The 15,688-nt window shown below is 37.2% G+C and carries 14 protein-coding genes; 6 read left to right on the top strand and 8 right to left on the bottom strand.

Going from position 1 to position 15,688, the window contains the following annotated elements; translation table 11 throughout:
* Nucleotides 1-271 precede the first annotated feature (271 nt).
* From QSE00_RS11430 to QSE00_RS11455, 6 genes are read left to right on the top strand one after another with little or no spacing between them, the layout of a single operon-like run.
* Nucleotides 272-673 (top strand): BfmA/BtgA family mobilization protein, encoded by a 402-nt coding sequence (locus QSE00_RS11430; RefSeq protein ID WP_286106049.1) that lies wholly within the window; start codon nucleotides 272-274, stop codon nucleotides 671-673.
* 11 nt (nucleotides 674-684) lie between these two features.
* The gene (mobB, locus tag QSE00_RS11435) at nucleotides 685-1,716 is read left to right on the top strand and encodes a MobB family relaxase (RefSeq protein ID WP_286106050.1); all 1,032 of its coding nucleotides are present in this window, start codon (nucleotides 685-687) and stop codon (nucleotides 1,714-1,716) included.
* Nucleotides 1,717-1,725: 9 nt separating this feature from the next.
* Nucleotides 1,726-3,306, top strand: coding sequence for a type IV secretory system conjugative DNA transfer family protein (locus tag QSE00_RS11440; protein ID WP_286106051.1), 1,581 nt, complete (start codon nucleotides 1,726-1,728; stop codon nucleotides 3,304-3,306).
* 44 nt (nucleotides 3,307-3,350) lie between these two features.
* A complete protein-coding gene (locus QSE00_RS11445) occupies nucleotides 3,351-5,213 on the top strand; it encodes a hypothetical protein (RefSeq protein WP_286106052.1) in 1,863 nt (620 codons plus the stop codon).
* Nucleotides 5,214-5,262: 49 nt separating this feature from the next.
* Complete coding sequence (locus tag QSE00_RS11450) at nucleotides 5,263-6,474, top strand: hypothetical protein (RefSeq protein ID WP_286106053.1); 1,212 nt, start codon at nucleotides 5,263-5,265, stop codon at nucleotides 6,472-6,474.
* Nucleotides 6,475-6,479: 5 nt separating this feature from the next.
* A complete protein-coding gene (locus QSE00_RS11455) occupies nucleotides 6,480-8,759 on the top strand; it encodes a hypothetical protein (protein WP_286106054.1) in 2,280 nt (759 codons plus the stop codon).
* Here the strand turns inward: QSE00_RS11455 and QSE00_RS11460 are convergent, their stop codons facing one another.
* The 8 genes from QSE00_RS11460 to QSE00_RS11495 form a co-directional block, all read right to left on the bottom strand.
* Nucleotides 8,760-9,011 carry a hypothetical protein gene (locus tag QSE00_RS11460; protein WP_286106055.1) on the bottom strand — a complete coding sequence of 84 codons (252 nt, stop codon included), beginning with the start codon at nucleotides 9,009-9,011 and terminating at the stop codon, nucleotides 8,760-8,762.
* 122 nt (nucleotides 9,012-9,133) lie between these two features.
* The gene (locus QSE00_RS11465) at nucleotides 9,134-9,967 is read right to left on the bottom strand and encodes a DUF4138 domain-containing protein (RefSeq protein ID WP_286106056.1); all 834 of its coding nucleotides are present in this window, start codon (nucleotides 9,965-9,967) and stop codon (nucleotides 9,134-9,136) included.
* Between the two features lie 30 nt (nucleotides 9,968-9,997).
* Nucleotides 9,998-10,927 (bottom strand): conjugative transposon protein TraM, encoded by a 930-nt coding sequence (gene traM, locus QSE00_RS11470; protein WP_286106057.1) that lies wholly within the window; start codon nucleotides 10,925-10,927, stop codon nucleotides 9,998-10,000.
* A complete protein-coding gene (locus QSE00_RS11475; RefSeq protein WP_286106058.1) occupies nucleotides 10,908-11,531 on the bottom strand; it encodes a conjugal transfer protein TraK in 624 nt (207 codons plus the stop codon). The genes traM and QSE00_RS11475 overlap by 20 nt, the downstream gene beginning before the upstream one ends.
* 10 nt (nucleotides 11,532-11,541) lie before the next feature.
* The gene (locus QSE00_RS11480) at nucleotides 11,542-12,384 is read right to left on the bottom strand and encodes a hypothetical protein (protein WP_286106059.1); all 843 of its coding nucleotides are present in this window, start codon (nucleotides 12,382-12,384) and stop codon (nucleotides 11,542-11,544) included.
* A gap of 2 nt (nucleotides 12,385-12,386) precedes the next feature.
* Nucleotides 12,387-12,965, bottom strand: coding sequence for a conjugal transfer protein (locus tag QSE00_RS11485; RefSeq protein WP_286106157.1), 579 nt, complete (start codon nucleotides 12,963-12,965; stop codon nucleotides 12,387-12,389).
* A gap of 46 nt (nucleotides 12,966-13,011) precedes the next feature.
* Nucleotides 13,012-15,414, bottom strand: coding sequence for a TraG family conjugative transposon ATPase (locus QSE00_RS11490; protein WP_286106060.1), 2,403 nt, complete (start codon nucleotides 15,412-15,414; stop codon nucleotides 13,012-13,014).
* Nucleotides 15,401-15,685 carry a hypothetical protein gene (locus tag QSE00_RS11495; RefSeq protein WP_286106061.1) on the bottom strand — a complete coding sequence of 95 codons (285 nt, stop codon included), beginning with the start codon at nucleotides 15,683-15,685 and terminating at the stop codon, nucleotides 15,401-15,403. The genes QSE00_RS11490 and QSE00_RS11495 overlap by 14 nt, the downstream gene beginning before the upstream one ends.
* Nucleotides 15,686-15,688: the final 3 nt, after the last annotated feature.

Raw genomic sequence — 15,688 nt, forward strand, 5'->3', positions numbered from 1 at the left:
TTCTTTTTGACCTTGATAAACCCTATCATCACTTTCAAAGTTACGTTGCCCTTTCAATGAACTTATTTCTAAGTACACTCTACCCTGGGGCAACTCAGTACGCACAGCAAGAGGGTAACACGCGATGCGATGTTTAGAACTCCTTTTTATTTTCAAATCACTGATATTCAGTGTTTTGAAAAAATATAAAATTCCCGACCTCCTACAATTTGCGACAAATGCCCTGTGAACGCCCATTTTTAGGGAAGGATTTGCGACAAATCGGCGAATTATGGACTCATTTATCGGCATCAGGTTCAAAAAGGAAACGGCAAAACGTTTTCAGGAATTTTCAAGGACACACTTCAAATCACATACCGAAGCATTGACTACAATGCTCGACTTTTTCTTCTACAACGAGATTTCCCCAAAGGAAAAATTAGGTCCTACCGGAAGGACAATCGAGGCTTCCCTAAAGAAACGTATCAATGCGGTGATTGCTATAATGAGGGATATGGAAAAGACACAGACCAAACCCACGGTCGCAATGATAGAATCCCTTTTCCAGACCGAAGAACCCAAAAAGAAACCCTTGATTCTCGAAAAGAAAACGCTCGAAGAAAAACCCAAAGTAAGCCTGCCTGCCGGCGAGGCAGGATTTCAGGAAAAGCAAAACCATACCAACGAATTCTAAATTTTTGAGCTATGTATATCACCATTACACCTCAAAAACTGGGAGGAAATTATTCACAAAGTTCAGGCGATTTTGTCGGCTATCTGGAGAAGGAAAACCAGGGTCTAGAACAGGAAGAAATGGAACACTTTTTCAACCAATATGGCGATAAGATTTCCGCTGAAGAAGTGGTGAAGGATATCGATGGCAACGGTGCCAAGCTTAAAAAGACCGAACCGAAATTCTATTCCATTACGGTAAGCCCTTCCAAATACGAACTGAACCGATTACGGAACAGTAGTGTGGATCTGAAAAGATATACCCGTGAGCTGATGAAGGATTATGTAGCTTCCTTCAATCGTGAAATCAATGGAAGACCGATTACCATTGATGATATAAAATATTATGCAAAAATCGAACACCAACGAACCTTCAAGGGAACGGATTGGCAGATCAAGGAAAACCAGCCTTATGCCACCAAAATATTGCAGCTCAAAACGGAGATCAGAAGGATTGAAGAGGGTCGTACTGAAGGCAATATTAAATTGTTACAGCACAAAATAGAACGATTGGAAAAGGAAGCCCCGCACCAACAGGATGGGAAGCGAATTGTTCAGGGAATGCCTAAGGCAGGAAATCAAAGTCATATCCATATCATCGTAAGCCGAAAGGATGCCTCCAATACCTACAGCCTTTCACCAGGGAGCAAGCATAAGGCATCGGAAGTGGAGATGCACGGTAAGACCATAAAACGGGGCTTTGACCGTGACCAGTTTTTTGAGCGTGCGGAAAAGACCTTTGACAGAACATTCGGTTACCAGCGAAACTTCGCCGAGACCTACAAAGCTAGAAAGGATTTCGTCAAGAATCCGAAAGTCTATTTTGCCTCGCTGATGAAACTGCCCACCAATGAAAAGGCGATTGCTTTTAAAATGATGAAGGAAAGTGGTATTCCAATGCTACCCAACATTCCTGTTTCACAGGCGCAACTAGCAATGAAGGTATTTAACAAATTACGCCGTGGTGTGGAAGTGGCCATTAAATCAAGTTCCATAGGTATCTAATCCAAACGTATGCAAATAAACAATCTCTTTACCGCTCTTTTAATCATTGGTCTGACCAGTGCTTTATTTTATGGATTGTATCAGGTCTCCAAATATGCATTTCTTGCAAACAGCCTTTTGTTGTTTGCCCTGGCCTATTTTTTAAAACCTTGGAACGGTTTGGTTTTAGTGTTGCTGAATGTGGTGTGTCCACTTTTGTTAATCAATACGACCTTGTATATTTTCCTACATACACCCGAAAGGCAAAAAAAGGGCGACGATAGGTATCAAGTCAATTTTCAAACTACAAAAGGAAATTTTAAGATTGACAATATCAAGCGCGGTGCATCGGTCATTGGTTCTGCAGGAAGCGGAAAAACTGAAAGTATCGTGTACGGATTCTTAAAACATTTCCAGAAAGAAAGCTTTTGTGGCATCATCCACGACTACAAAGATTTTGAGCTGACCGAAATGGCGTATCCACTTTTCAAGGATAGTGATATTCCGTTTAAGGTGATTTCCTTTGATAAAATCATCCATAGGGTCAATCCGATTGCTCCCCGGTATTTAGAGAACGAGGAAAGCGTCAACGAAGTTTCTCGGGTACTGATAGAGAACCTATTGGAGCAAAGGGAATCGGGCACGACAGGAACGACTAAATTCTTTAACGATGCTGCCGAAGGCTTGATTGGCGGACTCATCTGGAAACTCAAAACGACCTATCCCCAATTCTGCACCCTTCCCCATTTGATTGCTATTTATCAATATCTGGACACCGACAGTCTCATACAGTTTTTGGAAACCAATACCACCTCAAGGGCTATGGCAGATGCCTTTATAAGTGGTAAGGATTCGGAACGGCAAACTGCCGGGGTAAAAAGTACCCTGGCCAATGCATTAAAACGCATCAGTACACAACGAATTTTTATGGCCTTGTCCGCAGATGAAGTCCCACTCAATATCAATAGTGAAGAAAATCCTGCGGTAATTTCAATCGTAAACAATCCAAAATTTGAGACTTCGTATTCACCGGTGATTGCTACCATTGTCCATACCATTACCAAACAAATGAGTGTACGCGGTCAGAGACCGTCTTTTTTACTTATGGAAGAAGCGCCTACCATACGCTTATTGAATATGCATCGTATACCGGCGACACTTCGTAGCTATAATATTTCTACGGTCTATGTGATGCAGGATAAGATCCAAAACGATATGATGTACGGCGATAAGGCTAGCAAGGCGATATTGAGCAATCTTTCCTACCAGTTTTTTGGAAAGGTCAATGACCCGGACACCGCCAAATATTATGAGCGATTTTTTGAGATTATAAAAGACCCGACCAAAAGCATAAGTCGTGGACATAATCTCGATTTTGATACACGGATTACCACAGGAGAAAAGGAAATCCCAAAAATTAGGGCGGATGTTTTCTTTCGGTTGAAACAGGGGGAGTTTATTACCTATGCAGATGGAACGGACAAAAAAGTGCAGTTTAAATTGGCTGATATTCAAAAAGAGTTACCGAAGGAATCAAAGCAGTTTTCTCAGGTTGATTTGGAAGCTAATTTTGAGCGGATTTATAAAGAAGCGAGAAATTTGTTTGTTTAAAATTTCTCAAATGTTAATAAATTGACGATATTGATTTCATTTAAATGAAATCTTATCCGCCAAAAATAGCTGCAAAATTTTTCTGTATCATTAATAGAGATGAAGCAACGTTAGCTGCTCTAATTTTTAGCTACATTGACCAATCTGAAGGTTATATACCAACATTTGAATTTCCTTTTGTATCGTCAGAGGATTTTGAGAATGAGCCAGATAAAGAAATTCGCGATGAACACCAACTTAGCAGGTCAAGGGCAAGAAAATTTAATATTAAAGTCGGAAATACTATTCGGCGTCTGGGAGGATGTGAATATCTTATTGTAGCTGGTCTTACGGATAAGCAGTTAAGCTTTTTGACATTCCTGGATGATTACAACACTATTTATATAGACAATATAAACGATGTGGATACTTTATTAAATGGTATCGTGGCAAAGGAAGGTTATTTACCCTGTAAGGAAACCTCACTAATTGAACAGCTAAACTATGCTCTTAAGAAAAACCTATATCTATCTATAGATAACAATGCGGAAAATGTATCTAAATCATTTGAAGATTTCCCAGGCTTAGTTGTAATAGAGCGAAACAATAAAGTATCTAGCGTTTTTGGAATTTTGTACGCACATTCTATTGGTGCAGATGTTGAGTTAATTGATACGGAAGGATTAAATAATTACGAGATTAAAGATTTAATCGAGAAGTGGAAGAACAATGAGCCAAACGGTTTTAATAATCTCAGTGCAGTTATCTTTCCATATATCGAGCATATTGAATTTAATAAGAGGGAATTTGCCACCTTCTTTACCGATGGAGTCCCATACTCTTTAATTTTAAAAAATGTTGTGCCGATTTCCCACGTCCACTTGCGCATTAATCCAGACTTTTTCATTTTTAATAGCATCTATTATGAGTCTTATTCTGAAACCTATTCAGCAGTTGTTTTTTCCCCTAAAGCTTTTGATAACGAAGAAACCGAATTTGTTGTAGAGAAGCTATCGAAAAACAATTTACTTGTAAAACCACTCGTAGATAAAGAAGCCACTTATTTTAATCTAGATAACCATATTCAGCATTACCCTTTTAGTCTCTTGCATTTGTGCAGTCACGGTGGCGAAGTTGAAGGAACCAGAATTATTGAAAAATTTATCGATAGTGGTGGCGATGAACATATTGTGGAATATGATGAAATTTTCAGTTTTGGGTTGAACCCTATAAAAGATTCACATTCTGTTGCGACGAAGCGATTACCTCGTAAATTCGATGGACTTACTTGGGGTAACAAGGAGTTTACAGATACTTCTTTTCCTAATTATGTTTTTTCAGAAATGTTTCAATCATTAGGCGAGACCAAAAAGCAGGAGAGTTCAAGAGTAGTTAACGTTCCGGGTTCCTGCCATATAAAATGTGTAGATTCTATTTATCAAGCAATGTTCCACTATTTGGCTGCTATGCATTCGCCAGTAATATTTAATAATACCTGTTGGTCTTGGTCTGATGTTGCAGATTCGTTTTTAGGTGTCGGGGCAAGAGGATATATTGGGACGCTCTGGGACATTGATAATACCGTAGCAACAAAATCGGCTGAAGTTTTTTATAACAATATTTTTGACAATACGATATTATCATCTTTACATAACGCTCTAGAAATTTCAAAAAATACAAGAGACGAAAATATCTATATTTATTGGGGACTACATTTTACTAGCATAGTACCAGGCGTATCTACAGAAGCAAGTAGTTTAGTTGTTTTTAGTAAAATTATAGATTCCCTAGAAATGTGGAAAACTAAGCTTGAAAAAACGAAAATTCCTCAGCACAAAAAAACAATTACCGACATAATCGATTGGCTATCGAGATTGCTTGCACGTAGTTTTAAAAAAGAGGTTATGAAATATTTAGACAAAAACTAAATTCCATCAGGGTTGAACTGATAAAAATCTAAAACCAATTCATCATCCTATGGAAAATATTTTGCATATATTGGTGAAATTAAAATTACGAATGACAGAGTTTAAAATATCGACAATCGCTACACCTGCAAAAATAGACCTTCTATATAGAAAAATAGAAGAGCAAGGCTCTGTTGAAACTACTCTTGTTTTACCATCTTATCTACAAAAATATAGATTTGGTCTGCTTTCGGATATTCTTAAATTAGTAATAAATCTGAATAGTTATAGTAGAATTTCTATTGTCAAAATTAATCTTGAAGAAGACGAATTAGATAAATTCTTTGACCAAGAATACAGTTATCCGGTTCTAGCGTTACTTTGGAATATTGCGTCATTTGTCGATAAAAATGATAAGAATATTAAACAAGTTTTAAGACAAAAGCAGAATGAGTTTTATTTAAATATGAACTCTTTTTCAAATATTAAAGGGAATAAATATCTTTTAGTAAATACCGACCATCTACCTAAAGAGAAAGGACTTATAAAGCTCCTTGAAAATACAAACGGTTTCAACGATGATGAGGAAAAAATCACTAATAAAATAAGTAAAGTTCTAAGTGATTATGTTCTAACATTCAATAAAAAAAATTTACAAGAAATTCAACCAATTATAAATGATATTGGGGCAATAATATATGAACTTGTAAAAAACACCTACGAATGGGGAAGAACCGACACTAATAATGTAACTGTTAGTCCAAGTATAAGAGGTGCTTACCTGAGATATCATATTGGGAAAAATGAAAACGTCATAGACGAATTCAAAAACACACCATTGGAAGAATTTTTCAGAAATCCGATACTGCTTGAAAAATCAGCCAACAAATCAAATCAGATTTATTATTTAGAAATTTTGGTTTTCGATTCAGGAATTGGATTCGTTGATAAATTTGGAAAGGATAATAAGCATAGTGATATAGATATTATTAAAAAGTGTCTTATTAAGAATCAAACATCTTCAACTACAAATATGAAGACTAAAAAAGGAAAAGGTCTTGATAGAATATTAAATATACTTGATGGTAAAGGCTTTTTAAAAATTACAACCGATAAATACTGTCTTTACCGAAATTTATTAAAAGATGAATATAAGCCAATTGATAAAAATAATCTAGATGGTCTTATTCTTAACCATTGGGATAGTCAAAATCAAGGCACTACAGATTCAAGGAAAGTACAGGGTTCGTATATCAGTATTTTATATCCATTTAACAATTAATTCAGATGGGAAAATATTATATATACAATTCAAAAATTGATGACAAAAAATACAAAAATGTTACCGTAATATTTAATCCAGATAGCAGTTTCAATATTAAAAAACTTAATAATGAATTGACTGAGTATTTCAGATTTCATCATCAAACTTCAGCATTACTATTCATTCATTGTCAAGATACGTCCGAGCTAAAAAAACAAATAGCCGATAATATAGAAACAATATTTTTGACTATTCCAAAGGTTGAGGAAACATCGTTACGAAAGAACATATTTTACGCTTTGTATGATGGCAATTCGTTTGATTTTACCAGTAAAGTTTTTCTAAGAAAAAATAAAGATGAAATTCTTAAACAGGGTTTGGTCAAGATATTTGTAGATAATGGAGGTCTTATTGAGAGTAACGGAATATCACATCATTTCGAGTTTCCGTCCGGAAAGCATTCCACAAAATTTTTGAGAACGGCAAACGTATTAGTCAACAAATGCGAGATTGATTATATTGCAATAAATACGTTGCACTTGTTTAAGGATATTAAATTTGAAAATATCTATTGTGATACGCTATCAATAAATGTAGTTGCTTATTCAATGAGCATATTTGCTAAAAGGTTTTTTGGCAATAGAGAGATTAACATTGAGTCTTTTAAATCCTATAATGGTCTTTATAATCAGAAGTCTGTATTTTATGACAATGCAATATTCATCATCTCTGCTTCGACCTCTGGTGGTCTAGTAACTTATTTAAAAAGTACACACCCTGAGATTCATTCGAAAGAAGTCTGTACACTATTCTATTTGCCAATCGATAAGGATTCAACATTAGCTCAGGAACGTGTCTTATGTAATTTGGAGTATAATAAGAGCAAAAATTATGGTATCGAGTTATATTATCAATCCCGGCGAAATGAGCAATGCATTTATTGTGACGATAATTCAACACCTATTATTATTCGAGGAGATTCATTTAGTCTAGATGAGCCTGTAATCAATGCAAAAAACATTTCTGCATCGAAATATATAACAAAAGCACTGAAAGATTTTGTTGAAACGTTCAAATTCAACAAAGACGTTGGCAGTACGTCGTTGAAAGTATCTTACAGCGAGGAGTCAGCATCTAGAAAAAAGTATAACCTGTATATCGACTATGAGAATGTTATAGATAATATTGAAAAAAAACATTTTAAAAGTCATAAAGCAAAATTAGATTCTTACATTAATCAATATGTGCCTGCATCGATAAAATATATTGTTCATCTCAATGACAATGGTTCTAAAAAACTATCTGAATATATATGCAAGCAAACCTTAAGTTTAACGAAAGAAAAGATTGAGATTTACAATCAAAGAGATTTAGTTGAAACTACTATTGATAAAGATGGAATAGGTTCAATTTTGTTAGTCGGCTCGTGTATATCTAATGGTAAAAACCTACTTTATCTTAGTAGATTTTTCAGAAACTACGAGGGATTAAGATTAATATATTTCATAGGTGTAAATAGGGTTGGAAATGAACTACAATCTAAGGAACTGAAGACAAACGTAAAATACGGACTTTATGGAAGAGAGAATAGTTCCTTTATTGAAGTAGAAGCAATTCAATGTGATAATTTAAGTTCTGATACACCTTGGGAAAATGAAATAGAGCACCTTCAGTCCATACAGCAAGAATTAGATGTTTCTTCTAAATTTATTGAAGATAGAATACAAATTATTGAAGAGTTTGCTAATACCAAAGTCAGAGGTGGCATCGAGTCCATTTTTTATTCTGACATAAACAATAAACCTTTAGAAATCAGAAAAAATTCAGCTTTTTTCAATAATAATAATTACTATGAAAATGTGAGTCAATCTGACGTTTATTTTACCATTGCGTGCGTTCTAAACAATATGAGGAATGATACAGAAAATGGATTATACCAAACTAGCTTTGTGAAAAACATTTTAGACCCATTAGTATTCAATCGTTTTAATGATGGGATTATTCAAGCTTCAATATTAAGGGCTGCTAAAAAAGAAGAACTAGACTACTCTTATAGCCCAAAGCATTCTGAAGATATGTTGATGTTGATTAAAACATTCATAAAACACATAGACGAGTACCAGGGCGAGGCAATAATAGAGTTTCTGTACGCTTTAACAAGTCGGAAAATAAAGTTAGTTAAAACTCATTATGTAGAGATTATTGATGAATTGAATGGCTTACAGGATGAAAGGATTCAAGTTTTCAAAAACGCTATTAAAAAGGTTTACGAAGAACTTTATCCAAAAAAGTATTTTAGCTAATTAAAAAGACCCTTTTTCCCTCGATCCTTTATTAGTCACTTTCCAATGGTCATTCTCTTTAACCAATTTAAAGACACCCGTTTTTCCCTCATAGGTCGTTTTGTATTTTATCCTGGCAATTTCACCATCAATGGCTTCATCTAAGATTTCTACCTCGATTTCTTTATCGGAATCTGGCAACATATTTTGAACCGTAATCAAACTGGTATATCCCTCAGATGTGGTATGCTTCTTTAGAGCTGATTTATCCATCTTTCGAGAAAAAGGTTTTAGCAACAACTTTGGCAGTTTCAGAAGGCGACATATTCTTGTTTTCTGAACAGGAAATGAATAAAAGTACGAGTGAACAAATAACAATTCTAGTCATAATAACATTAATTTGGGTTATTGATATATTTATGCGACACTTTCAATTTTAAATTCCGTTCTCCACCCCTCTCGTTTAGTTCCAAGACAGCCCTACGCTCATTGGACAATGAAAATTTAGGCAAAACATACACCAATCTCACGGTTTCGTTTTTAGCAATTCTGGAAGGCACATTATACTGAAACAGTGGCTCTTGATACACTTTCTGTAACGATTTCTTTTTGCCTTTCTGTCTCGTTTCAATGGAGAGGTTCAGGAAATTCAAATCATAATCCAAGCTAGAATTGTTCTTGATCTGGATTACAAAATAGAGCTCGTCTTTGTCAAAAACAATATTTTCAACTCTCAAAGCGATGCCTTCTTTACGCTTTTTAAGTCGACCCATACGTTGTTTTCTGTCCAGAAGATAAGCGCAGAATCTTTTATAATACTGATGTTTGTTTGCAGTACTGGCTTCAGAATCGGCAACTTTTATCGAATCGTTCGCTATCGGTCTTTCATTTCCAATGCGACTTGACAGCGGGATAAAATAATTCAGCTTTGATAAGCCCTCCTTATATTTTATAATATAGGAGAAGACCGAACCATCCCTATTGACGACCAACAGATTGCTTTCCTTTCCAGGTTTGGCCTGTAAAAGCCCCAGATACTGTTCGTTATCCCTGTTATAGGTAAAAACAAAATTACTCGAACCGGTGATTCCTTGGCGTATGGGTTCGGGAAAAAACAGTGCAACGTTCTTTTGGTCATTGGCATAAATGGTATCTAGCAGGTTATAATTTTGTGCTTTAATAAAAGTGGAAACAAGGAGAAAGGCGGATATAAATAGATAATTTTTCATAAGAGTACGCTTTTAAATGCCACTATGGGCTTATAGTTTAGTCTTTAATATCAGTTGGTAATTATTGAGTACGGTCACCTTTACCTTTCGGTTATTGCGCTTTAGTACTTTGGTGATGCCGCCTACCTGCGGTACACTTGGGATATTGATGTCCCCTATAATATCATCCAAAACTTCATTGGTGGCATCTGCACGAAAATTGTTTTCCACATAGATTCCCTCACTGCCATCTTGGAGGTCAAAAGCTTTTAAACTGGTAGGATGGTGTTGGATATTTTCAATTTCAATCAAAGCACGATTGGGCTGAAAACTGATAAACCCATAAACAGGCGTATTTTTTGATACCTTTTTATTATTAATGAGTGCATCCCGGACCAGGCGCATCCGCAAGCGGGAATTGGCCTTGACCACTTGGTTTCCATCAACAACGGCATAAATGATTTTGTCCGTGCTGCCCAAAATCGACATCTCATTTTTTTTCGGAGCAGCTGCAAAGAACAGTTGATGTTCCAGACCCAGCTCCTTGGCGGCAATCTTTTGTTCCATTTTCAGTTCCGTGGAATCAATTTCCCGAACTTTCTTTGGAGCGGTTCTTTTTTCGCCTATATGTTCATAGTACGTATCTGAATATCGAATCTTTCCTGCAGCGTAAATGCTGTCTACAATGCGCTCTTTTTCCATTTCGGGCAAATCCGGATTGTAATAGCCTAGCGAATCGATCATCTTTTCATCATAGATACTCGGTGCGTTGGTTTCTCGCACTTCTTTCAAATCATTGATGGCATCCAGTTTTGAATCATATTCCTTTTGGTTCTGTTCTAATTCAGGTATCAAGGTCTGTTCAAGGTTCCCGTTTTCACTTTCATCATCGCCCATTATTAAAATAGAATAGGATATCAGGAAAATGAACAGTACGGCAAGTACGGCAGCAAATACTATTTTATTTTTTTCTACTTTCATTGGATATTTTTTTTAGCGTGTTCTCGAAGTAATCTGTAATCAACAATCCGTGCGGATTGTTGGGGAAGTTTCGGTCAACCGTAATCAGGTTTCCGGTGGAAACCAATTCATAGGTGTCTATTACCGACCCTCGATTAATTTCAAATAGGGTAACCGTTCTGAAACTATAAGTACCATTCTTTTCCTCAATTTGGGAATTGATGCGCAATACCTTTTGTACCAGGGAATATTGCAGAAGGCGATTATACACCCCATCCGCTTTTTTTTGGCGATAGAGATTATCGACGGAGCTATTGCCCAACCAAAGTGCTTTTTTTAGATTCTTTTCATAATTACTTGCATCGATATTATAGAAATAGGTATGGAAGAGTTCCAAATGTGATAAAGCCTCTACTTTGAAATTTTCCTTTTGGGTAACCAATTTTAAAGGAATAATACTTCCGTCGGTGTTGATGGCAAAGGCACTGTTCAAAGCTTTCTTGTGCATATTAAAAGCCATTAAAACAGAAAATATGCCCGAGAGCGTGGCACATATAATAACCGCCAAAACAATGAACCTGTTTAATTTTAAAATGGCATAGATGTTTTTATAGGGTGTTTGCATAGGAATTTAATTAGTTGGTGAAAAGTCGTAAGGTGAAAGAGGTGGCACGCCTATAGAGCTTGAATTTCAGAAAAACGATGAAACCCACAGAACCCAGTTGCACCACGGGGGCAAAGAAGCCTTGACCGACATCCGTACCAAAAAGGTTCGTCCAAAAGTTGGTGTTGATTTCCGTGTAGAGAGCGTTGACAAAAACATTGACCAGAAAGAATGCCGGTACGAGCATATACACCGCAGCATACAGCTTGAAAAAGGTATAGGCCAAGGAGCGGAACTTTTCGAAAACCGCCAAACTGATTACCAAAGGGAAAAATGCCTGCATTATCCCCAAAAGGAAAAAGCGTTCCGCCAAGAACAAGGGATAAATAAACAGATCAAGAATCCAAAGGATGATGCTAACGATAAAAGCAAATATCTTAAACCCAAAAAGTGGGGTCACCAAAGCTTCATATAGCAAGGTCATTGCGTTTTTTGCTGCATCTATCAGATTCACGTCTTCTTCAATGGGAATATCCTGCATCTGTAAGGGCAACAAGGCAGGGGCAGTCCCACGATATTGCCCTTCGATGGCCACTAGAATAGCATCAAAAAAGCCCAAGACCTGTGTTGAAAAAATGACCAGGAGAACGACCGCAAAATTCTTGGCCAATTCTCCAGGACTCAATCCCCAAGTATACCCGTCCTTATCCGCAACACCTTCATTATATTTTTTAAGGATATTGACCAGAAAAAACAGGACAGCAAGCGTTTTCATCCCTACAATGGTATATTGCGAGAAGTCGCTGTTTTGAATGGTCTGGAATACGGTGTCTACGTATTCAAGCCCTATCCCTAAAATGATGGTTGCGGTCATTTTTAGTATTCGGTTTCGCGGTTATTGATTTTATCCTGCATTTTTCGGAAAGAAATAATATCCCGATAGCGTTTGGTCCTGATCGTGATATCCGAGACCATCTCCTTGGACTCGGTTTCCTTTTGTTTTAATATTTCTGCACGTTCGGCATCGCTCATTTTAAGGTAGTCGCTTGACAGGATCTCGTCAATGAAGTCCATTGTGTCCAGCGAATTCTGGACAATGGTGCTAAACGATTCGGACACCCTGGCCACTTCATCGGGTTTGATATAGGGCGAGTTCAAAATATCCTGCAAGTCATTTTGCATTACCTCAATAAGGCGTTGGTTGTTTCTTCCAATTTCTTCCACGGCTCTAAGCTGTCGGACTACATTGGAGACTTTCTCAATGCTTTCCTTGGCATCCTTCAGGAATTTTACGGACTTGATAAGTTGGGCGGTCTGTTTTCCTGATTCCACCAATTGCTTTACCAAGCTGATAAAATTGGTGTTGTCATAAGTGGGCATTCCCTGGCACGCAGCACGTGCAGGCAATAAAAAAATGAATGCTGTTGCGATAATTAAGATTTTCGATTTACTCATTGCTAAATATTTGTTTTGGTATTCGTGAACCTTCGGTTTCATACTATTATGGTTTAGTTGTGAATTCAATGATAGCCTTCTCCATATCTTGGGTCTTTTCATAAATGGCCATTATGGCTTCGTTTTCCTGTCCATCGGTTAGATATGCTGCATACACTTCTTTGGGAACTTCGAGCCTGAAAATGTTGCTTTCCTTTCCGATTTTGATGAACATCTCCGTGTACTTGCGAGGTCCTGTAAGGTTGTTTTTGATGGATTTTAATTGGTTCAGGTCGTGACTGGACAGATTGAGGCGTTTGACCAGTTCGGCATAGCCCTTTTCATTGTTCAGGCTATAAATAACCTGTGTGTTTTCAAGGATGCTTGCCGAGGTGGAATTGTTGGGAAGCTGATTAATGGACTGAAGTATAATGCCAATCGCACCATTTTGCTTACGTATCGCCTGATAGTAGAATTCCACACTTTCCAGTACGTTTTCGAACTTCAGTTGTTTGGCAAACTCGTCGAACAGGATGATACCTTTTTCAGCCCGGTTTTTCCAAATGGTCCGTTGGATAGCCGATTTAATCAACTTGAGCATTACGGACAGGATTTCCTTATTGTCCTTGACTTCATCCAGTTCAAAAACAATCAATCGCTTGTCCTCGATTTTATAGGTTTGGTCTTCACTAACCTCAAATAGAAAACTATATAGACCATCACCGACGTATTCAGACATTACGTGCAAGAAGCTTGTAACATTGAAGTAGTCGGGATGGATTTTTAGGGTGTCAAGAAGATTTTCTTGATTCCTTTCTATAAAATGATAAAAGTCATCCAAAGAATGGTTTTCAGAAGTACTGTCGTAGTAATGGCGCAATATCTTTTTGACCGAAACCGATTGTGCCTTGGTCACTTTTAAATCAGAAGCAAACAGTTCAAATAGGAAAACCGATAAATCTTCCAGCCGTTCAGGAGTAAGGTCATCGATGTTGCTGATGTAAAATGGGTTAATACCCAAATTCTTTCCACTCTCGTAACGAAGTACGGTGTACTTTTCAGGGTAGAGCTTTGCGAATTTGGTGTACGAGCCACCCAAATCGATGATGACCAGACGGACACCACTTTCAAAATATTGACGCAAAATATTATTGGCCAAAAAGGATTTTCCCTCACCTGTTGGTGCAAAAATGGCAAAGTTCCGCGCCTTGATGCGTTTTTTGCGTTCATCCCATACATCCTTAAGCACTGGAATGTTATGTTCCCGGTCATTGAAGATGATTCCGGTAACATCAGACTTGTAATTGGTATTGTTGATGAACAGGCAGAGGGCGTGTTTTAAATCGGTAACATATAAGTCGTTGTTCGAGAAATTGGAGGAAAAACAACAGTAACTGTTCAGTATATAATTCTTGCGTTCCTCACCCCTTGGATAGTAAGGGATGATATCCAGTTCCTTAAACTCGGTCTTTATCTTTGAGGTGATTTTATCCAGTTCTTTAGCATCATTCGACCAATAGATAATATTCAAATGCCCACGGATGATCCGGGCGTTGTCATCGGCATTGATCTGGTCTAGGATATGCTGGATTTTTCCGAGTACCACTTTATTCTGCGAACCAAAATTGGAACTCTTGTTCAGTTCCTCAATTTTCTTGTCCAATAGCTTGCGCCACTTCTGTTTGTCATCCAAATAGAGAATCTGGTTGACAATGTGATTTTCGTTTAGCGTAAGCCCTAGACCATCAATAAACCCTTGATGAAATACAAAATCGTCAGATGTGAATTTCTCATTGGTCTTGCTACTCTGTACACTTTCGCCAAAGCACAGTTCGCTATTGATGGCCAGGGCATCAAAATAATTTTCGCCAATAGTGACGTTCTTCTTTTCAAGAAGTATATCGGTATCAAATCCTTCGTTAAAGCCATTGAAATAAGCATCACTGATGCTCTTTATTATTTCTGGGTTCAGTGGTGTCAGTTTTACTTTGCAACTATTATTAATAAAGGAAACCGAATCGCTTACCGAACCGATAAAACTTTTAATACTGTCATCCATTTCCTTAACGATTCCTTTTGAAATCTTTCGGAACGGGTTGACATATTTTGGATTGTTGAGCGCCTTGTTTTTGGTGAATATGAAGAACAGGTAACAGCTGTGCTCCATATGTTCACGTCCTTTGAAATGCTTGTGGGTTGCTTTCTCTAAAAAGGTTGTATTCGGAAGTTGTTCGGCTGAATAGGATTTCTTCAGGTAGACATCCTGTTTATGGACTACAGTACCGATCGGCAAGGATTTTAATGCCTGAAACCACGCGCCGTGCATATCCTCAAAGTCCTTTTCGGATAAGGAATAGATTTCGGGCAAATTGCCTTTATAGCACAAGACCACATTGCCGTTGTTGGCAAAAATGATATTGCCCTGAATATCCGCAATGGGTTTATATGCTGATAGGTTAATCTTGTCCATATTCGAATCCGGAATTTCTTTTGTTACTAATGATTTTAGGGAATGCCTTTGTCATTTGAAAAAGTTGCGGGTTGTTGGTTATTCGTGTCAAGGCGATATATAGAACAGTGTTGAATACCAGTATGCCTATGATTATAGCAAATCTGAATGAGAAGATAATGACCAATAGCGAAGCCACGATGCAGATCATTAGTATCGCAAAGAGGGATATGGGCAGCCCAAAAATGACCGCCTGTTTCCAGATATTTTTATAGACCTCGAATCGTTTCATGAG

Origin of the sequence: Arenibacter flavimaris (assembly GCF_030291335.1) — a bacterium.
In the GTDB taxonomy this organism is placed as follows: Bacteria; Bacteroidota; Bacteroidia; order Flavobacteriales; family Flavobacteriaceae; genus Arenibacter.